Annotated in this window: 15 protein-coding genes; 12 read left to right on the forward strand and 3 right to left on the reverse strand. The window is 52.6% G+C overall.

Annotated features, from left to right (window positions below):
- Window positions 1-34: 34 nt before the first annotated feature.
- Entirely contained in the window at window positions 35-1,423 is a 1,389-nt protein-coding gene (gene ahcY / locus D9A02_RS02085) for an adenosylhomocysteinase (protein WP_120499326.1), read from the forward strand.
- Window positions 1,424-1,504: 81 nt separating this feature from the next.
- Here ahcY and D9A02_RS02090 read toward each other — a convergent pair whose 3' ends face one another.
- Both D9A02_RS02090 and D9A02_RS02095 read right to left on the reverse strand, forming a co-directional pair.
- Window positions 1,505-2,413, reverse strand: a complete 909-nt coding sequence (locus tag D9A02_RS02090) for an alpha/beta hydrolase (protein ID WP_162932931.1) — start codon at window positions 2,411-2,413, stop codon at window positions 1,505-1,507.
- Between the two features lie 120 nt (window positions 2,414-2,533).
- Window positions 2,534-3,322: a helix-turn-helix domain-containing protein gene (locus D9A02_RS02095; RefSeq protein WP_254054520.1), complete on the reverse strand. Its 789-nt coding sequence runs from the start codon at window positions 3,320-3,322 to the stop codon at window positions 2,534-2,536.
- A gap of 147 nt (window positions 3,323-3,469) precedes the next feature.
- On the opposite strand from D9A02_RS02095, the gene D9A02_RS02100 reads away from it, so the two are divergent.
- The 9 genes from D9A02_RS02100 to D9A02_RS02145 all read left to right on the forward strand — a co-directional run bounded on the left by D9A02_RS02100 (window position 3,470) and on the right by D9A02_RS02145 (window position 15,533).
- On the forward strand, window positions 3,470-5,062 hold the full coding sequence (locus D9A02_RS02100) for an ABC transporter substrate-binding protein (RefSeq protein WP_216824936.1): 1,593 nt from the start codon (window positions 3,470-3,472) through the stop codon (window positions 5,060-5,062).
- A gap of 80 nt (window positions 5,063-5,142) precedes the next feature.
- A complete protein-coding gene (locus D9A02_RS02105; RefSeq protein WP_120499329.1) occupies window positions 5,143-6,771 on the forward strand; it encodes an amidohydrolase in 1,629 nt (542 codons plus the stop codon).
- Window positions 6,772-7,157: 386 nt separating this feature from the next.
- A complete protein-coding gene (locus D9A02_RS02115) occupies window positions 7,158-8,852 on the forward strand; it encodes an ABC transporter ATP-binding protein (protein ID WP_254054521.1) in 1,695 nt (564 codons plus the stop codon).
- Window positions 8,853-8,898: 46 nt separating this feature from the next.
- The gene (locus D9A02_RS02120; protein ID WP_120499331.1) at window positions 8,899-11,112 is read left to right on the forward strand and encodes a class I SAM-dependent methyltransferase; all 2,214 of its coding nucleotides are present in this window, start codon (window positions 8,899-8,901) and stop codon (window positions 11,110-11,112) included.
- Between the two features lie 91 nt (window positions 11,113-11,203).
- Window positions 11,204-11,770 (forward strand): dTDP-4-dehydrorhamnose 3,5-epimerase, encoded by a 567-nt coding sequence (rfbC, locus tag D9A02_RS02125; protein ID WP_120499332.1) that lies wholly within the window; start codon window positions 11,204-11,206, stop codon window positions 11,768-11,770.
- Entirely contained in the window at window positions 11,767-12,804 is a 1,038-nt protein-coding gene (gene rfbB / locus D9A02_RS02130; RefSeq protein ID WP_120499333.1) for a dTDP-glucose 4,6-dehydratase, read from the forward strand. Before rfbC ends, rfbB begins: the two co-directional genes overlap by 4 nt.
- Window positions 12,804-13,685 (forward strand): dTDP-4-dehydrorhamnose reductase, encoded by an 882-nt coding sequence (gene rfbD / locus D9A02_RS02135; protein ID WP_254054522.1) that lies wholly within the window; start codon window positions 12,804-12,806, stop codon window positions 13,683-13,685. The genes rfbB and rfbD overlap by 1 nt, the downstream gene beginning before the upstream one ends.
- A gap of 42 nt (window positions 13,686-13,727) precedes the next feature.
- Window positions 13,728-14,600, forward strand: coding sequence for a glucose-1-phosphate thymidylyltransferase RfbA (gene rfbA, locus D9A02_RS02140; protein ID WP_120499334.1), 873 nt, complete (start codon window positions 13,728-13,730; stop codon window positions 14,598-14,600).
- A gap of 63 nt (window positions 14,601-14,663) precedes the next feature.
- A complete protein-coding gene (locus tag D9A02_RS02145) occupies window positions 14,664-15,533 on the forward strand; it encodes a DUF5672 family protein (RefSeq protein WP_120499335.1) in 870 nt (289 codons plus the stop codon).
- 139 nt (window positions 15,534-15,672) lie between these two features.
- Here D9A02_RS02145 and D9A02_RS02150 read toward each other — a convergent pair whose 3' ends face one another.
- The gene (locus D9A02_RS02150; protein ID WP_120499336.1) at window positions 15,673-16,419 is read right to left on the reverse strand and encodes a metallophosphoesterase family protein; all 747 of its coding nucleotides are present in this window, start codon (window positions 16,417-16,419) and stop codon (window positions 15,673-15,675) included.
- A 192-nt stretch (window positions 16,420-16,611) separates the two neighbouring features.
- Between D9A02_RS02150 and D9A02_RS02155 the strand changes: the two genes are divergently transcribed.
- A complete protein-coding gene (locus tag D9A02_RS02155; RefSeq protein WP_120499337.1) occupies window positions 16,612-18,345 on the forward strand; it encodes a type I secretion system permease/ATPase in 1,734 nt (577 codons plus the stop codon).
- Window positions 18,342-19,655: an HlyD family type I secretion periplasmic adaptor subunit gene (locus D9A02_RS02160; protein WP_120499338.1), complete on the forward strand. Its 1,314-nt coding sequence runs from the start codon at window positions 18,342-18,344 to the stop codon at window positions 19,653-19,655. Before D9A02_RS02155 ends, D9A02_RS02160 begins: the two co-directional genes overlap by 4 nt.
- Window positions 19,656-19,731: the final 76 nt, after the last annotated feature.

Consider the following 19,731-nt stretch of genomic DNA (forward strand, 5'->3'; position numbering starts at 1 on the left):
TGCGGTGCAAATTTTGAATGTAAGGAGCCACCCGATGGCAAACGATTATATTGTAAAGGACATCAATCTGGCGGCATTCGGTCGCAAAGAGCTGAACATCGCGGAAACCGAGATGCCGGGCCTGATGTCCTTGCGTGCGGAATACGGCGAAGCCAAGCCGCTGAAAGGCTCGCGGATTGTTGGGTCATTGCACATGACCATTCAGACCGCTGTGTTGATTGAAACATTGGTGGATTTGGGTGCCGACGTGCGCTGGGCCTCGTGCAACATTTTCTCGACCCAAGACCACGCGGCGGCGGCAATTGCCGAAGCAGGCGTGCCGGTTTTTGCCATCAAGGGCCAAACTCTGGAAGAGCATTGGGATTACCTGGATAAATCCTTCATGTTCGACGATGGTCCGAACCTGATTCTGGACGATGGTGGCGATGCAACATTGTACATCCTGCTGGGCGCGCGCGCCGAAGCGGGAGAAGACATTATCCCGGTCCCGTCCTCGGAAGAGGAAGAAGCGATCAAAGCACAGATCGCCAAGCGCATGGCCGCCTCACCAGGCTGGTTCACCAAGATGCGTGATCAGATCAAAGGCGTTTCCGAGGAAACCACCACCGGTGTGAACCGTCTGTATCAACTGGTGAAAGACGGCCACCTGCCGTTCCCGGCGATCAACGTAAACGATTCCGTGACCAAGTCGAAGTTCGACAACAAATATGGTTGTAAAGAATCACTGGTTGACGGCATTCGCCGCGCAACCGACACGATGATGGCCGGTAAGGTTGCCGTTGTCTGTGGCTACGGCGATGTGGGCAAAGGCTCGGCCGCGTCTTTGAGTGGTGCCGGTGCCCGTGTGAAGGTAACCGAAGTTGATCCGATCTGCGCACTGCAGGCCGCGATGGACGGTTTCGAAGTGGTTGTGCTGGAAGATGTCGTCGAAAGTGCTGACCTTTTCGTCACCACCACCGGCAACAAAGACGTGATCCGGATCGAGCACATGCGCGCGATGAAGGACATGGCGATTGTTGGCAACATCGGCCACTTTGACAACGAAATTCAAGTTGCGCAGCTGAAGAACCACAAGTGGACCAACATCAAAGAGCAGGTCGACATGATCGAGATGCCGTCAGGCAACCGCATGATCTTGTTGTCTGAGGGTCGTTTGTTGAACCTTGGTAACGCCACTGGTCACCCATCGTTCGTGATGTCAGCATCATTCACCAACCAAGTTCTGGCGCAGATCGAGCTGTGGACCAAAGGTGATGAGTACAACAACGACGTTTATATCCTGCCGAAGCACTTGGATGAAAAAGTTGCCCGTCTGCACCTTGATCGTATCGGCGTGAAGCTGACCCAACTGGGTGCCGATCAAGCGGCTTACATCGGCGTGGCCCCTGAAGGCCCGTACAAGCCAGAGCACTACCGCTACTGATCTCTGTCATATGATTGTAAAAAGCCGCCGGTTACCCCGGCGGCTTTTTATTTGGGCAGTGATCATCTGCGGCAGGGGGAATTAGTGCTTCATATGTGCGGATAAAAACGCCGCAATGTTATGTAGGGAGCGCCGTGCTTCCGGCACACGGTTGTCCCATTCGAAGACATGCCACAATCCTTCCCATACCTGCAGGTCTACGTGCACGGCGTGACCCCGCAATGTTTGCGCCAGGCACACGGCTTGACTTAGAAGTAAATCACGCGTGCCGCTGGTGATGATACAAGGCGGAAAACCTGCGTTGAAGTCACCGTTGATCGGGGAAATGGCCGGGTCTTCGAGGTTTTGCCCGGAGGCATAATGCTGCGCTGCTGATCGGACGTCTTGTGCCGTCAGTGTCGGATCCCGACCGTCATTTGCGGTCAGGCTGTCACCGGAATTGCTCAGGTCACACCACGGTGACAAGAGACCGGTGCACCGGGGCAGGGGCAGGCCTTTGCTTTGGGCACGTAGCATCAAGGACAGGGCGAAGTTGCCACCCGCTGATTCACCGACAATGGCAAAGGGATGTGTGGCCATATGACGATAAACCTCGAACCCGTCATCAATGGCTGCGGGCCAGGGGTGCTCTGGTGCCAAGCGGTAGGCGGGAGCGATGATCTTGGCGCCGGTCATTGTACATAGGTGTGCGGAAATTGTCAGATCTTCAAAGGGGCTGCCTTGGACAAAGCCGCCGCCGAAACCATACAGAATTTGCCAGTCGACGGTTTGTTTCGCTGGGGTGATTTCCAGGCATGGAACGCCGCTAATAGTGATGTTTTGGATCGCAACACCTGTGTCCTTCAGGGCTTGTTCGACAAACGGGGTGATGTAAGCCTTGGTGTTGGCCCGCAAATGCGGCAGGTTTTCTGTGCTGCGCTGGATTGGCGCAACAGGGGGCTGGGCCAGTATGTTTAGGGCTTCTGGGCTGATCTTGCTTAATGGTTTCAAATGATGCCCCTTTGCATGAACTTGTTCAGATCCGTTGTCTTGACCTTGTCGCATTCGTCAATCGAATGCCACATCCCGCGCGCTTGTCGATGAGACCGGCAGTTCCGTTGCAGTGGGGGGTCAAAACAGCACGTTTGCTGCGGCGCTGTCTGATTGACTAGAGAGATAGCTGCGCACGGTTGGGTCTATGTGTCGGCTTTGAGTGGGATAAGCACCGCAGGCTTTCAACGCCTCGCGCAGGGTGGTCTTGTTGTCGATGCGTTTCCAGATCGAGCGTGAGGCGTAGGGGCTAATGTGTGGGCGCCATGCGACGCCAATGGTCATGCCGCGCAAATATTTGACCTGCTGGCGATGTGATGGTGTCAGGATGGTTTCAACAATGCTGCCATCGCGCACCATCTCATGTTCAACCACATAGACGCGATTGCCGCGTTGTGAGACCATGCCCTCGTAGCGGGATTTTTGATTGACGCTGCCGTCTTTGGCGATGACACGTTCAACTGAGCGCGACATGACATAGCCGTCTTTTTCATAAATCCAAATAAGGCTACGCAAGATTAGGCCATCCCAGGTTGGGGTCTGGAAATGCGAGTGATAAAACCCAAGGTACTGCCGCAGCGTCTTTGTTTGATCTCGGAACGGGCCAATCATCAAATCAACCGGGCCGCTTGCGGTACGTTTCTGGTTGAGAATGTGGCGTCGGGTGAATTCGGCGTGGTCCGCGAACAAGTCAGCTTCGGCCAGATCAAAGTGTCGCGCGATGCGACGTAGGTTATGCGCAGATGGCATGCCGCCGCCGCTGAGGTATCTGTTGAATTGCTGTCGGTTGATGCCGATCTCGCGGCAAACCTGAGCAATTGAGCCGAATTCAGCACAGATACTGCGAAGATTTTCAGAAAAGTTATCCATTAGGCCATATTTCATTCTCAAGTTGGCGCAAGATAGCGTCATATTGCTTACAAATGTATAAACATGAGAAGTTTATATAATCAAGCTTAACGCCAATTGTGGGGTCAAATCACGGTACCTGCCGTGGATATTTTGGGAGGAAAAGACATGGACGCACAGGATAGACACGCAAAATGGCTGATTGGTCAGGTTGAAAAGGGGCGTATGTCACGCCGTGAGTTTCTGGGGCGCACTGCAGCCATCGGTGTCGCGGCGAATATGGGCGCCGGGCTGTTCAGCCAAGCCCAGGCCGCAACACCCAAAAAGGGCGGGCACATGCGTTTGGCTATGGGCCATGGGGCAACCTCGGACACATTGAACCCGGCGACCCTGACAAACGGCCTGCAATGGGTTGTGGCCTACGGCGTTGCCAACACGCTGACCGAGTTGGACGCACAGGGCAATCTGGTTGGGTCTTTGGCAACCGAATGGAGCTCGTCCCCGGACGCCAAGGTCTGGACGTTTAAGCTGCGTGATGGTGTCGAATTCCACAACGGCAAGACCATGACGGCTGAAGATGTGGTCGCATCGCTCAATTATCACCGTGGCGAAGATTCGACTTCGGTCGGTAAGCCGGTGATGGAAGCGGTTGAAGAGATCAAAATCGATGGCAACACCATTACGATGACCTTAGTGTCTGGCAACGCGGACTTCCCGTTCAACTTCAACGAGGCGACCTTTGGGATTTATCCAGCCAAGGACAATACGATTGATTGGCAGGCCGGTGGCTCAGGTGGCTATATCCTCAAAAGCGAAAAGCCCGGGCAGCGTTATGAGTTTGAACGCAATCCAAACTATTGGAAAGACGGGGCGGCGCACCCAGATTCGATTGAATTGCATTCAATCACTGACCCGGCAGCACGCCAAAACGCGTTGATCACTGGCGAGGTCGATTGCATTGACCGGGTTGAGCTGAAGACGTTGTCGCTGATGGCGCGCAAACCCGGTGTTGTCATCGAAGAAGGTGCAGGCCCGCTGCATTATACCTTCCCGATGCTAACCAAGATTGCGCCGTTTGATAACGTTGAAATGCGCAAAGCGATGAAGTTTGCCATCAACCGTCAGGACATCGTCGACAAAATCTTGTTTGGCCATGGTGTGGTTGGCAATGATCACCCGATCGGACCATCGTACCGCTATCACGCGGCTGACATTGAACAAAACAGCTATGACCCCGACAAGGCGCGCCATCACTGGGAAAAATCTGGCCTTGGCGACATTACAGTTGATCTGAGTGCATCGGACGCGGCCTATAGTGGAGCACTGGACGCAGCCGTACTGTTCCAGGCGTCAGCGCAAGAGGCGGGTATCAACATCAACGTGGTGCGTGAACCCAACGATGGTTACTGGTCAGATGTCTGGATGAAAAAGCCATGGTGCGCCAGCTATTGGGGTGGATACCCGACTGAGGACACAATGCTATCGACAGGCTTTGCGCCGGGTGCGGCGTGGAATGATACCCAGTGGGATCACCCGCAGTTCAATGACTTGCTGGTGCAGGCACGTGCTGAGTTGGATGAAGGTCTGCGCGCTGAAATGTACCGCGATATTCAGCTTATTCTGCGCGATGAGGGCGGAAATATCGTACCAATGTTTGCCAACGAAGTGCATGCGCGTAACGAAAAGATCGTCCATGGGGATCTGTCTTGGGTGCGTGGCTTTGATGGCCGCCGTATTATGGACCGTTGGTGGATGGTGTAACCTCCTCCCGGGTTACATCTCTCGTCGCACCCTGCGTGGTGCGGCGAGATTTTTACGTACAGTCAAGGAGAGCATGAGTGATGGGCGAGGCAGCAGCGACCCTGTATTTCAATGGTGAAATCCTGACGATGGACGACAGCCAGCCCAAGGTGGAGGCGGTTTTGACCCGTGGGGAACGGATCGAGGCGATGGGTAATCTGACTGATTTACGTGCTCTTCTGTCGGACCCGGCCGAAGAGGTTGATCTACAGGGGCATTGTATGATCCCGGCCTTTATTGACCCGCACGGGCATTTCCCTGATCCGGGGTTTATCAAACTGTTTCGTGTCGATCTGTCTGCCCCGCCACGTGGGGATTGCACGGATATGGCGACGGCACTTGCGCGCCTGACGGAAAAGGCGAAACAAACCCCCAAGGGCGAGTGGGTCATGGGGGTGTTGTTTGACAATACCGCAGTGGCTGAAGCACGTATGCCAACGCGGGCCGAACTGGATAGCGTCTCGTTGGAGCATCCGGTCTGGGTTATTCATGCGTCGGGCCATAATGGCACGGCCAACTCTTTTGTGCTGAAGCAACAAGGATTGAACCGCGAAACGCCTGACCCGGTGGGTGGGCGATTTGGCCGCGATCCCGACACCGGTGCGCTGACCGGGTTGATCGAGGGGATCTCGGCTATGGGCGATCTGGGGGACACTGACTTTCTGATTGATCGCGAAAGATTCTGGCAAGGGTTCAATGCCTGTCGCGATGAATATCTGGAACATGGCGTGACCTTTGCACAAAACGCTTGGGCGTCGCGGCAGATGGTGGAACATTTCGCAAGCGTGCCTGCAGGTGCCGACCCGGGGATGGACCTTGTGATTTTGCCGCAAGGAGAATTGGAACCTGAGCTGTCACAAGGGGACACCGCGTTTGAGTGGCCCGAGACGCCTTATATGCGTCTGGGCCCGCGCAAGCTGTTCACTGATGGGGCGTTTCAGTTGCAAACTGCCTATCTGAGTGCGCCCTATCATCGTCCGTCTGACCCTGATGCGCCGCGGGGCATGCCCTATTGTGATCCGGATATTTTCAACCAAAAGGTCCGGATGTTGCATGGCATGGGATTTCAAATTCATTGTCATTGCAATGGTGATGCCGGCGCCGAAATGTTGCTTGATGCGATTGAGTCGGCTTTGGCTGAGCATCCCCGCAGTGATCATCGGCACACGGTCATTCATGGTCAGGTTCTGCGGGATGATCAGTTAGAGCGCATGGCAAAGATCGGTGTCACGGTCAGTTTCTTCTCTGCCCACATCCATTTCTGGGGTGACCGACATTATGATACGTTTCTGGGGCCGGAGCGGGCAATGCGCATTTCGCCTGCAGCCTCGGCCGACCGGTATGGGGTGCGATATACCCTGCACAATGATGCGTCTGTTACGCCAACACGGCCCCTGCACCTGACCCACTGTGCGGTGAACCGCAAAACGGCCTCGGGCCGTACATTGGGGGATGCCGAAAAGATCTCGGTTCTTTCGGCGTTTAAAGCCCAGACAATCACCGCCGCATGGCAAGTTTTTGAAGAGGATGAACGCGGATCAATCTCTCCTGGTAAGGTTGCGGATTTTACGGTGTTGTCACACAATCCAGTCAACAACCCCGAGCGGCTGGAGGGCACAAAAGTGGTCCACACAATCCGGCGCGGAAGATGCGTTTATAGTGCCAGTTGAGACAGGCTAGCGAGTGTGAGTGATGATTGTGATTTTGGATTGAGCCCATCCTGCATTGAGTTCAATTTCACACCAGACAGCATGTGTGAGAGCACAGCGGAGAAGGCGGAAACGTTCAGCACGAATGACGGGGTAGAGCGTTCACAAGCCCGGTTTGAGGTGGCCAAACCCCGCCAACGGTCTGGCAATACGGATTGACTTCTCTGAAGCAGCTACCTACCAGAGCATATAGCTCAGGTAGGGTTAACGACAGCCTGTACAACTCTAGACGAAAAGCGCCTAAATCGGGCGCCCGGTGATGCAAAGATATGTGGAAAAAAAGTAATAAACGGCCAATTTTTACACGGCAGGATATAGATAATATCAAGTGGTTTTGGCATAGTTATTTGAAAAACAAAGCACCTTGGTTGATTTTGGTTCTTATCTTGGTCGCGCTTCAAGCACTTGTTTATCAACAGTTTTTGTCGTTGACTGAAAACGGATTGAGGGTGATCTTTGACGATGGCTCGATGCTGCAGCTGGCTAAGGTCTGTGCCTTTGTTTTTGCCTTGTTTCTGACGCGAGGTGTGCTGTCGTATATTGTGCCGCGAATATCTGTTTGGCTGGCCTGTAATGCCGTGCGCGAAATGCGCCAGGACATCATCACGCATCTGCTTCGACTGGATCTGGCGTATTTCGAGAGAACCAAAGCTGGCGATATTATCTTGAGGGTGGTCAATCAGGTCGACGGTCTGAGCAACTTCGTTGGGCACGGTACCGTATCTGCAGCACGTGATTTTATCACTATTATTGTGATATCTGGTTACTTGATTTACAAATCCCCGCTTTTGTTCACAGCAGCAATTATTGTAATCCCGGCATTGGTCCTGATGATGCGGTTTGTTTCTGACAACATCAAGGAAATCCAGGCAAACGCGGAAAACGCTTTCGGGGATTATATGTCAGGCATTGAAGAGATGAGTAACGGGATGCGCACCGTGAAAATCTCAGGCCAAGAAGATAGTGAACGTGAGCGTTTGTTCGATGCAACCGATGGCATTCGTGACCTCAATATTAGGCTTAACGCGGCACAGGCCCTGTTCCCGCCCTCTATCGATTTGGTATCAGCCTTTGTCTATACGCTGGTCATCGGCGGTGGCGGTTATATGGTGATACAGGGCGGCTATGGCATTGATGCGGCTGGCATCATTACATTCCTGTTGGGTCTGGTGATTTTGTTTGATCCGATGCGTTTGTTAGCTACCTTTTTTGCTCAGCTTCAGGCGAGTTTGATTTTGCTGGCCAGCGTCAGAGGCATTTACAGCGAAGAGATGCGAATCAAAGATCACGAAGGTTCGGTCTCCGAGTTTGATGAACAGGGCGATATTACCTTTGATCAAGTTGATTTTGCCTACGACGCTCAGCACCCGCTGTTTGAAAACTTCAACATCACCATTGAGGGCGGTAAAAAAACCGCTGTTGTCGGTGCGACTGGATCAGGTAAGACGTCCATTCTGAGCCTTACCTCGCGGTTGTATGACGTTGAGGGCGGACGTATTTCCATAGGCGACCGGGATATCCGGGATATCAAGGTCAAGTCGTTGCGGAGCGCGTTTTCTGTTGTTGCGCAAGATATCGTGATCTTTAACGCCTCGATCTGGGAAAACATCCGCTATGTTGCGCCTAATGCAACCGATGAAGACATCTGGGCTGCGGCCGAAGCGGCCGAGATTGCCGACCTGATCCGTGCCCGGGGTGAGGCACCTTTGGGGCCAAAGGGCAGTCAGCTTTCTGGTGGTCAAAAACAGCGAATTGCCATCGCGAGAGCGTTCCTGCGCTCAGCCCCGATCCTTCTATTGGATGAAGCAACGTCTGCGCTTGATCAAAAGACCGAAGAGCGTATTCAAGGGGCACTGGGTCGCCTGTCCAAAAACAAAACAACCATCATCGTGGCGCACCGTCTATCGTCTGTCGTCAACGCCGATAAGATTTATGTTTTGGATATGGGTAAGGTTGCAGAACAAGGCACGCACGAAGAATTGATGTCTCAAAATGGTCTATACGCCGCCATGTATGCCTCGCAAAAGCAGGGCTATTCATAAGAAGTTTAAGCGAACAAATTCGTTAAAAAAATGAAGTAATATTCTCATGGTTGATATTAATTTTACGAATGCTCCGGAGGATTCGGGGCCTCGGAAATGTCCTATTTGTAACTCAAGCAGCGGAGAAGCCCTGCTTTCCATATCTGGTGGAAAGTACTCTGGTGCAGAATTGCACATGAGAAAATGCACTGTTTGCGGCACCGGATATTTCATGGCTGGCGCTGATGTGCCTAGCTATGACGAACATAACCGTTCACAGGATGATTGCTTGCATAGCGCCCGTCGCGGCGCAGGCATTCGTGTAATGCTTGAACCGCTTCTCGCCATAGACCGTCCCAGAAAGGGGCGGTTGCTCGATGTTGGTTGCGGATTTGGTTATGTCCCTCACTTTTGGCGAGAATGTGGTTACGGTGAAGCAGTTGGTCTTGAGGGGCGTTACCCAGATCAAGCGGCCTTTGAGAAACTGGGCGTGACCATTTTCCCCAGTGACTACTCTCAGGCGACAGAACTGCATGATGAGCAGTTCGACTATGTTTTTAGCAGTGATGTCATTGAGTATGTTGAAGACCCGGAAGCCTTTGTTGCCGAAATATCTGGTGCGCTAAGTGAAGATGGAATTCTCGTTTTGTCGACACCGAGTGCGACGGCACTGACGGAAGAGAGTCCGCACATTGTGCTTTTATCTACGCTTTCCCCGGGGTTTCGGTCCTTCATCGTCTCTCCAGATGGTTTAGAGGATCTTTTGCGAAGATGCGGTTTTGAGCATGTGATGGTTCGCGACACGGGTACCCGGCTATTTGCCTGGGCGTCTCATGTTCCCCTGCCAAAGATAAGAGATCAATTTGTGGATGGGCCGGTATATCTAGAGTATCTGGAAAACCTATCCAGCATAGATGACCCGCATATTGCATGTGGGGCTCTCTATCGTGGTTTGAAAAATTCTATCGACTTGGATCAGCTTGATAAGCTGGCGGATTTATATTCTCGCTTCCAGGCTTTGACACTCAATCAATATGGTATCGATTTTGAAGGTATCGAACTCTCCCATGAGCGACAACGTCAAGAGCCCGGAAATGGAGGATGCCCATCGTGGATGGGACGTGGCATGCTCTATGCTGGGCTCGCACAAAAGCATCTTGGAACCCAAGTAGAAAAACTGGTGCCGCTTTTTGCTGCTGCAATTGAAACACTGCAAAGCGAACTTGATTTGGCGGAGCAGTTTGCAGGAGATTCCGCATATTTCATGGAAACTGCCAAAAAAGAGCATAAGCTGGCGCAGGCAGCTTTATTGGCACAGAACGCAAACGTTCCAGATCCGGCTCATAAATATGTGCTTCGGTTTCCCAAGGCGTTGAAAGGTGAGAATGTTTGCTTGATGGCCGTTTTCGCACCGCAAGGTAAGGTGAGCGCGGCTACAGGAAGCTATATAAATCTGTTGTCTGAACAAGGGCTATCCGTTGTTGCCTGCCTTGCAACGGAGGATTCAACAGCAGATGTTGATGTAACCAATCTGTCAAATGCAGCAGGTATTATTGTTCGCCAAAACGGTGGGATGGATTTTTCAGCTTGGGCCGGTGCGCTCAACTTACTGCCAGAATGCTGGGAAGCTGAACGTTTGGTATTTACCAACGACAGCATTATTGCGCTCCCGGATATCTTTCCTGAGTTCATTAACAGGTCGTTTCAATCCGACGCGGATTATGTTGCGGCAACAGATTCCTTTCAAATTAGCTACCACACCCAAAGCTACTTTTTCATTCTGCAGGGGGCGGCGCTATCACACCCCGATGTCATCGCATTCTGGACAAAACTTCAGATGTTAACAGAGAAACAAGATGTTATAGAATCGTATGAGGTGAAGTTTTTAAACTATATCTCAAAAAAATTCGATCTATCACATCAAATTCTTTTCCCATTAGAGGAAATGTTTATTGATATAGATCCTGATGACCAACAAAGAATTAATGTTACCCATGATTATTGGGAATATTTGATTGCTAGCGGGTTTCCCTTTGTTAAGGTTGAGCTTGTTCGTGATAATCCACTTAAGGTCAATATCCTGAACTGGAAAAGCGTGCTGACAAGGCATGGGGTAGACGTTGAGGCTATAGTGGCTCACATGGCCCCGCGTAAAAAGCAAACTCAAGAATTATTTCGCACAAGTTTGCGCGCTGAATGGCGGCAAATTCTTAGAGAGCTCAATAAAGTTCGCTTGAATGCACATCGGCGCCGTAAAAAACGGCGCCAGTTGTCTAACTAGTTAGGTTTCTCAGAACCTTTCTGCTTAATTGGCATTGTCTATTGTTTTAGATGTCCAATACAAAGGCAGATCAATTATTGCGGAGGATCTCGTGAAGGTCACACAAACAGAATTGCCCGATGTCCTACTGTTGGAACCTGCTCGTTTTGGCGATGCGAGGGGGTTCTTTTGCGAAAGCTGGAACCGCAAGACGCTGGCCACTCATGGCGTTGATATTGATTTCGTGCAGGATAATCATTCGTTGTCTGCCACGGTGGGCACGGTACGCGGGTTGCATTTTCAGTCGCCCCCCCATGCGCAAGCCAAACTGGTGCGCTGCGGTCGGGGCCGGTTGTTTGATGTCGCGGTCGATATTCGCAAGGGCAGCCCAACCTATGGTAAATGGTTCGGGGCAGAGCTGAGTTTTGAAAATGGCTTGCAGCTCTTGATCCCTGAAGGGTTCTTGCATGGATTTATCACCCGCGAGCCAGACACCGAGATTGTCTATAAATGTTCCGATTATTATGCCCCCGAGTGTGATGGGGCCGTTCGCTTTGATGATCCGGACATTGGCATCGACTGGGGACTGAGCACTGATCCGGTCTTGTCGGCAAAAGATGCAGATGCGCCATTTCTGAGAGATTTCGACAGCCCCTTTGTATATGAGGATTTGACATGAAGATTCTGATCACAGGCGGAGCGGGCTTCATTGGGTCGGCGGTTGTTCGGCTAGCGGTTAGTCGCGGACATGAAGTGGTCAATCTTGATGCGCTGACCTATGCGGGGCGACCCGAGAATGTGGCTACGGTTGCAGACAGTCCGCTGTATCATTTTGAGCATGCTGACATCCGGGACCGGGCGGCTTTGGACCGGATCTTTGCCAAGCATGCCCCCGATGCGGTGATGCATTTGGCCGCTGAAAGCCATGTGGATCGCTCGATTGATGGACCTGGTGATTTCATTGAGACCAACATTACCGGTACCTACAACATGCTTGAGGCGGCACGTACATTCTGGGTGCAACAAGGCCGACCTGAGGGCTTTCGCTTTCACCACATCTCAACCGATGAGGTTTACGGCTCATTGGGTGAAGAGGGTATGTTCACCGAGGATACCTCCTATGATCCACGTAGCCCGTATTCGGCCTCTAAAGCGTCGTCTGACCATCTGGTCCGGGCTTGGCAAGAAACTTACGGTCTGCCTGTGGTGTTGACCAACTGCTCGAACAATTATGGCCCCTATCACTTCCCCGAGAAGCTGGTGCCTAAGGTGATATTGAATGCCCTGTCGGGCAAAGACATCCCGGTTTACGGGCAGGGCATCAATGTGCGTGACTGGCTATATGTAGAAGACCACGCCGATGCTTTGCTATGTGTGCTGGACAAAGGCCAAGTTGGGCGCAGTTACAACATTGGTGGTGAAAACGAGCGCAGCAATATCGAGCTGATCAAAACGATTTGTGGCATTCTGGATCAAAAGCGCCCTGGCACAGCCCCCTATGAGCAGCTGATCACCTATGTCACTGATCGTCCCGGCCATGATGCGCGGTATGCCATCGACCCCGACCGTATCCGGACCGAGCTGGGCTGGCGTCCGTCGGTCACAGTCGAAGAAGGGTTGGAGCGTACGATCAACTGGTATCTGGACAACGAAGATTGGTGGCGCCCGTTGCTGGATAGCGAGGGTGTCGGCACCCGGCTGGGACACGGCTGATGGTTGATGCGATGGCTGGTCCTTTACTGATCTTCGGTCAAACCGGGCAAGTTGCCCGCGAATTGGCGAACCTGGCCCCAGATGCAGTTTTTCTGGCGCGGTCTGACGTGGATTTGTCCAATCCCGAAAGCTGTGCCGCGGCCATTCGACAACACGCCCCGCGTGCCGTCATCAATGCAGCCGCTTATACAGCTGTCGACAAGGCGGAAGAGGAAGAGGCACTGGCCCATGCCATCAATGCCGCAGCCCCCACGGCGATGGCACGGGCCGCTGCTGAATTGGGTTGCCCACTCGTGCATATCTCAACCGATTATGTTTTCGATGGGCAGGGTACTGCGCCATGGTCGCCGTCCGATGCAACCGATCCGGAAAACGCTTATGGCCGCACAAAATTAGCGGGTGAGGATGCCATCCGGGCCTCTGATGCTGCCTATGCCATCCTGCGCACATCTTGGGTGTTTTCGGCCCATGGAAATAACTTCCTGAAAACCATGCTGCGGCTGTCTGAGACCCGCGATGCACTGAGTATCGTTGATGATCAAATCGGCGGTCCGACCCCGGCCCGCGCGATTGCCGAGGCCTGCCTGAGCATTGCTGCTCAGCTTCAGCAGGATCCCGGTAAATCCGGTACCTATCATTTTTCCGGTGCACTTGATGTTAGCTGGAAGGATTTCGCCGCTGCCATCTTTGAGATCTCTGATCGTAAGGTGGCCGTCACGGGCATACCGACGTCAAACTACCCGACCCCGGCCGCGAGACCGCTTAATTCCAGAATGGACTGCAGCGCGACTAAAGATGTCTTTGGTATATCGCGCCCTGACTGGCGCGAGGCCACACAAACCATCATTCAGCAATTACGCGAGATAGGAGAGACCGCATGAGCGGCATGACACCCCTATTCCAGCATCGCCAAGGAGTATAATGTGACAGATCGTAAAGGTATTATTCTGGCCGGGGGATCCGGCACGCGGCTGTATCCGATCACTATTGGCATCTCAAAGCAATTGCTGCCGCTTTATGATAAGCCGATGATCTATTATCCGATTTCGGTTCTGATGCTGGCAGGTATCCGCGAGATTGCGATGATCACGACGCCACAAGATCAAGAGCAATTCAAACGTATGCTGGGCGATGGCAGTCAGTGGGGCATTTCCCTGACCTATATCACCCAACCTTCGCCTGACGGATTGGCGCAGGCCTACCTGCTGGCCGAGAACTTTTTGGATGGTGCCCCTTCGGCCATGGTTTTGGGCGATAACATTTTCTTTGGTCACGGCTTGCCCGACATTCTGGCAGAGGCTGACCAGCAACGCGATGGGGGTACTGTCTTTGGGTATCACGTGGCAGATCCGGAACGTTATGGCGTTGTCAGCTTTGATGAAAATGATAACGCACAGCAAATTATTGAGAAACCCGAGGTGCCGCCGTCAAACTATGCGGTCACTGGTCTCTATTTTCTAGACGCTGATGCGCCGCGTCTGGCCCGGGATGTACGCCCATCTGAACGTGGCGAGTTGGAGATCACCACCTTGCTGGAGATGTATCTGCATGCGGGAAAACTCAATGTGAAACGTATGGGGCGTGGTTATGCCTGGCTTGATACGGGCACGCATGCCAGCCTGCTGGACGCCGGAAACTTTGTGCGCACGCTGGAGCAACGCCAGGGGCTGCAAACTGGCTGCCTTGAGGAGGTTGCTTTTGATCATGGCTGGATTAGCGCGGATGATCTGGCAAAGCGCGCCAAGATGTTTAGCAAAAATGCCTATGGGAAGTATCTTGCAAACTTGTTGAATTAGGGCTTGGCTTTGGTTCGTGACAGGTTTGGTGATGGCTTTAAGATGTAAGCTTTGGGCTCTGTAATGGCGGATGTGAAACACAATGCACGATCACAAGCTGGCACTCAAACCTGCAAGGTTCTGGTGCCTGTTTACCGCCCCTTGTCTGACTTTGAAGCGGCTATCGTTCGGCATAATCTGTCGTTGTTATCGGATCATCAGGCCGCACTTTTTGGGCCCAGCAGCAAGAGAGACATCCTTGTTTCAACCGCTGAGACACTGATCAAAGACACCGGAGCGAACATTACCGTAGAATGCTTTGATGATCATTATTTCAAAGATGTTTATGGGTATAGTCAGCTGCTTTTGGCGCATGAGTTCTTTGAGCGTTTCAAGGATGTCACACATGTGTTGATTTGCCAGACTGATGCGCTGATCTTATCTGGCAATCTCCAACAATGGTTGGAGACGGATTATTCCTATATCGGGGCGCCTATTTTCAAGGGCTTCGCCAAGCCCGTCATGCCGCCAAAATTCACCAATATGCTAAACGGCGGCCTCTCATTACGGAATGTTGGCGATGCGCAACGGGCGCTTAAGAAAGTTAGCTTTCTCAAAAAATCCAAGTGGAGCAGAGTCTTCAAAAAACTAGGGTTGCTTTTGATTTCTAATATGGTTTTACGCCTTATCGGGCGGAAATCCTTTGTCATCATCAACGAGAATGTGCACGAAGACGTGATCTGGACTGGCCAGATACGGGCTTGTGTACCGGGCTTCACAACCCCTGGCTTAGACACGGCATTGCGTTTCGCATTCGAAGTTCTGCCGCGTTATTTGTATGAGAAAAATGGGCGAGAGTTGCCATTTGGATGCCATGCTTTCGAAGCCCATGACCCGGATTTTTGGCATGAGCACTTCCCAAAATGGACTTTAGAGTACCGTTCTGACCGCTAACCGACAACGCTGAGTAGATAACGTGACGGCGCCTTTGAGATAGGAGCGCTCTCTCATAATGCTGATCAATTGGAGCCCATAAGCGCTGGCGTAAGGCATATCGCGTACCGGCACGGTGCAAATCAGCAGCAAAGGTGTTTCAGGTCGATATGAATTCCACCGATTCTGGCGAGATGATTGCGGCGGTCAATTGACCAGAGCGGTGTGCCCGGGTGTCAACGCAGATACGGTTGTTCTTGATGTAGGCTTCATCGTCGGCGAAATGGCCATGGACCACCCACAGGTCATCGCGGCGGGGTTTGGTGTGGATATCCGGGTGTCCCCACAGCAGGCTGTGTTCGCGATTTGGCTCAATAGGGCGGTTAGGGTTCCCACCGGCATGGGAGGCGACGATGTTACCACTTTGCCAGATCAGTGGGCGCTGCCTTAGCCAGGAAAGCAGGCTTGGATCGATTTTTGACAGTAATTGATCCCGCATCATGGTCGGAGACTGATCCATCGGGGGAATGCCAAAGCTTTCGAGTGTTTGTATGCCGCCGTAATTTAACCACCTAGGACCGTCCTGTTCAGGGTGATCCAGAAAATCAAGCATCATCACGTCATGATTGCCCATTAGGCAAGTGGTTTGGCGCGAAGGGGTGTCATCCAAGGATTTCAGCCGGCTTAATACACCTGCGCTATCTGGCCCCCGGTCAACATAATCGCCTAGGAAAATCAGCGGTAAATTCGGGGCTTGCTCATCGATTTTCGCAACGAGGGTTTCTAACAAATCCAGCCGCCCGTGAATGTCCCCAATTGCAACAAATGGGGCATCCGGCGCGAGCGAGCTTTGCGACCCTGCGTTGCGCCGGTTCAATCTGTGGTACAATGTCGTCCAAAATGTCATCGTCGCGGCCCGGGCAAGAGTTTGCTGTTGCTCGCATGCTAAGGAATGGTTTCTGGAAGCGAAAGCCTTTATGAGCCGTGAGATATATGGTTCAGTGTGGACAAAATCGGTGGTAATTCATGAATTGTTTCCGAGATGTATGTCAGAATACCCAGTAACACTGGTCGAAATGCGAAGGGTTAAACAGCAATCATGCAAGAGCAGATGAAGTCAGGCTTTCCAGAACTGCATGCCGCACGCCGCAAGGGGCTGGGATTGCTGGCATGGTCTTTTGTGTTTTCGGTGTTCGTGAACCTGCTGATGTTGACCGGGCCGCTTTATATGCTGCAGGTCTATGACCGGGTACTTGCATCACGATCGATTGAAACGCTGACGGCGTTGACCATTTTGGTTGGCGCGCTGTACCTGTTGATGGCAGTGCTGGATTTCGCTCGTGGTCGGGTGATGGCACGGGTTGGCGCGCGGTTTCAGGCGACGTTGGATGGCCGCCTGTTTGAGGCGACATTATACCGATCTTCGGACCCGCAAGAGCATGCCGCGTCATCCGGGGCGCTGCGCGATCTGGATTCTTTGCAGGGCCTGTTTATTTCGCCGGTACTGTTGGCGCTTTTTGATATTCCTTGGGCACCTATTTTTATTGCAGCCATCTTTTTGTTTCATCCCATATTGGGTTGGTTGGCTGTCGCTGGTGGATTGGTGATTGTTGTGCTTGCGCTGATTAATCAAAGGATGACAGGGGATCAGGTGCGCATGGCGCAAAATGCCAGCCAACAGGCGCATAACTTTGCGGATCAGGCACGCGCCGGAAGCGAGATTGTCTTAAGTCAGGGGTTGGCCGGCAACATGCGACGCAGGTTTGTGGCATTGCGCAATGCGGCGTTGACACAGGCAGTGCATGCCAATGACTGGACTGGTAGTTTCACCTCGTTCACGAAGTCGTTTCGCTTATTTTTACAGTCAATGATGCTGGGTGCTGGTGCGTTGCTGGTTATTCGTGGGCAGATGACGCCCGGATCGATGATTGCTGGCTCCATCCTGATGGGGCGGGCGCTTGCGCCGATTGAGCAATCGATGGGCAGTTGGCCGGTGATACAACGAGCGCGCAGCGGTTGGAAATCTCTGGGGCGCTTTTTGCAAAAAGTGCCGCCAAGGCCAACGCTGACAGAACTGCCTGTACCAAGCCCGCAATTGGCAACCAAAAGCATGACGGTGATCCCGCCGGGGCAGAAAATACCGACGTTGCGGAATGTGACGTTTGATCTGCGCGCAGGCGAGGCCTTGGGCGTGATTGGGCGCAGTGGGTCAGGCAAATCGACCCTGGCGCGGGCGTTGATGGGATATTGGCCTTTGGTGGCAGGAGAAGTCCGTCTTGGCGGCGCGACGCTGGATCAATACAGCCCTGATGCGTTAGGGGCACATATCGGCTATCTGCCGCAATCGGTTTCATTGTTCCCTGGAACCGTGGCAGAAAATATCGCCCGGATGTCAACCAACCCGGATTCCGCGATGGTGGTGAAAGCGGCCAAACAGGCCAATGCGCATGACATGATCATGCAATTACCTAAGGGTTATAACAGCTATTTGGATGGTAATGAAAACCAGTTGTCTGGTGGGCAACGCCAACGTATCGCCTTGGCGCGGGCGTTGTTTGGGGACCCGGTTTTATTGATTTTGGATGAGCCAAATTCGATGCTGGATGCCGAAGGGTCAGAGGCCTTGAACAGAACTGTGCGTAATTTCAAAAGCTCAGGCAGATCGATTATTTTGATGACGCACCGGCCCGCAGCGATTGCCGAATGTGATTTGTTGATGGTGGTAGAGAAAGGCGTGATTACTGCCTTTGGCCCTCGGGATGAAGTGATGCAGAAGAAGCTCAAAAATGTTGAGCCACTGCGTAAAACGTTGAAGAATAAGGTGGCGACTTGAGCATTCAGGAACCAGATCCAGTAAAAGATTGGCGTGCCACAGGTCCGCTGGTTGCGGGGACGATAGCCTTGATCGCGCTGATCGGCGGGTTGGGTCTGTGGAGCATCAAAGCCCGGCTGTCTGGAGCGGTTGTGAGTCAGGGAATGATCGAGGTCGAGACCAATCGTCAGGTGGTGCAACACCCTGATGGTGGCGTGGTTGGTGCCATCTTGATCGATGAAAGCGACACAGTGCGCAAGGGCGATATTCTGATCCGGCTGGATGGTAGGCAATTGCGCTCAGAACTGGCGATTGTGAATGGTCAGCTTCATGAGATTGCGACGCGCAAAGCCCGGCTTCAGGCTGAGCGGGATGCAGTACCTGATATTCAATTCTCGGCCAAGCTATTGGAATTGGCGGGGCGCAGTGAGGAAATCGCGGGTATGGTGCAGGGAGAGCAGACCCTATTTGAAGCGCGCCAACAAAGCCTGCAACAAGAAGCTCGGCTGCTAAATGAACAAAACAATCAGATCGACAAGCGTATTGAAGGCATTCATGCGCAGTTAGAGGCGCTGCAGGTGCAAGTGGAATTGGTGCAAACCGAACTTGATAGCCAGAAAGAGTTGCTGAAAAACCAATTGGCGCGCGCGTCACGAGTGAATGAGCTCAAGCGTGAACATGCAGATTTGATGGGGCAGGTTGGCCGGTTAGAGGCTGAAACTGCAGAGTTGAGGGGGCAGGCGGCCAGCAATGACATTGCATTGCTGCAGCTTGATACCCGCCGTCGCGAAGAGGCGGTGACCACGCTGCGTGATTTGCAGTTCCGCGAGATCGAACTTGTCGAGCGCCGACTGGATCTGGAAGACACGCTATCACGGTTGGATATTCGTGCACCAATGGATGGCGTGATTTATAGTCTGCAGGTTTTTGCCGAGCAATCCGTTGTGCGCGCAGCAGAGCCGCTGTTGTATATTATTCCACAAGATCAGGATCTGATTGTCTCAACCCGGGTAGAAGCGGTTGACGTCACTAATGTCTACGTAGGGCAGGAGGCCTCACTGCGCTTTCCGGGTCTTGATCAAAGTGAAGTTCCGGAACTGCGAGGCGCGGTGACACGAGTGTCGGCCGATGTCGTTCAGGATGAAACAACCGGGCAGAATTACTATAACGCTGAAATCATGCCTTTTGAGGAAGAACTGGCCAAGCTTGGTGATGAAAAATTACTGCCGGGCATGCCTGTGGACACCTTCATCCAGACCTCTGAGCGATCTGCACTTGCCTATCTGATGGAACCGATGACCGGATTTTTCAGTCGCGCATTCCGCGAATAAGACCTGCGAAGGGTGCCGCAAGTTTACAACAGCTGCTGTTGAAGTGGTGTTAAATTGTGGAAAAATTATGTTTTTC

Source organism: Roseovarius sp. EL26 (genome assembly GCF_900327775.1).
Lineage (GTDB): Bacteria > Pseudomonadota > Alphaproteobacteria > Rhodobacterales > Rhodobacteraceae > Roseovarius.

Coding starts and splice junctions, on each gene's coding strand:
- rfbD (WP_254054522.1), top strand. CDS start 12,804: ATGGTTGATGCGATGGCTGGTCCTTTACTGATCTTCGGTCAAACCGGG.
- D9A02_RS02105 (WP_120499329.1), top strand. CDS start 5,143: ATGGGCGAGGCAGCAGCGACCCTGTATTTCAATGGTGAAATCCTGACG.
- rfbB (WP_120499333.1), top strand. CDS start 11,767: ATGAAGATTCTGATCACAGGCGGAGCGGGCTTCATTGGGTCGGCGGTT.
- D9A02_RS02145 (WP_120499335.1), top strand. CDS start 14,664: ATGGCGGATGTGAAACACAATGCACGATCACAAGCTGGCACTCAAACC.
- D9A02_RS02095 (WP_254054520.1), bottom strand. CDS start 3,322: ATGGATAACTTTTCTGAAAATCTTCGCAGTATCTGTGCTGAATTCGGC.
- D9A02_RS02150 (WP_120499336.1), bottom strand. CDS start 16,419: ATGACATTTTGGACGACATTGTACCACAGATTGAACCGGCGCAACGCA.
- D9A02_RS02155 (WP_120499337.1), top strand. CDS start 16,612: ATGCAAGAGCAGATGAAGTCAGGCTTTCCAGAACTGCATGCCGCACGC.
- D9A02_RS02100 (WP_216824936.1), top strand. CDS start 3,470: ATGGACGCACAGGATAGACACGCAAAATGGCTGATTGGTCAGGTTGAA.
- ahcY (WP_120499326.1), top strand. CDS start 35: ATGGCAAACGATTATATTGTAAAGGACATCAATCTGGCGGCATTCGGT.
- D9A02_RS02120 (WP_120499331.1), top strand. CDS start 8,899: ATGGTTGATATTAATTTTACGAATGCTCCGGAGGATTCGGGGCCTCGG.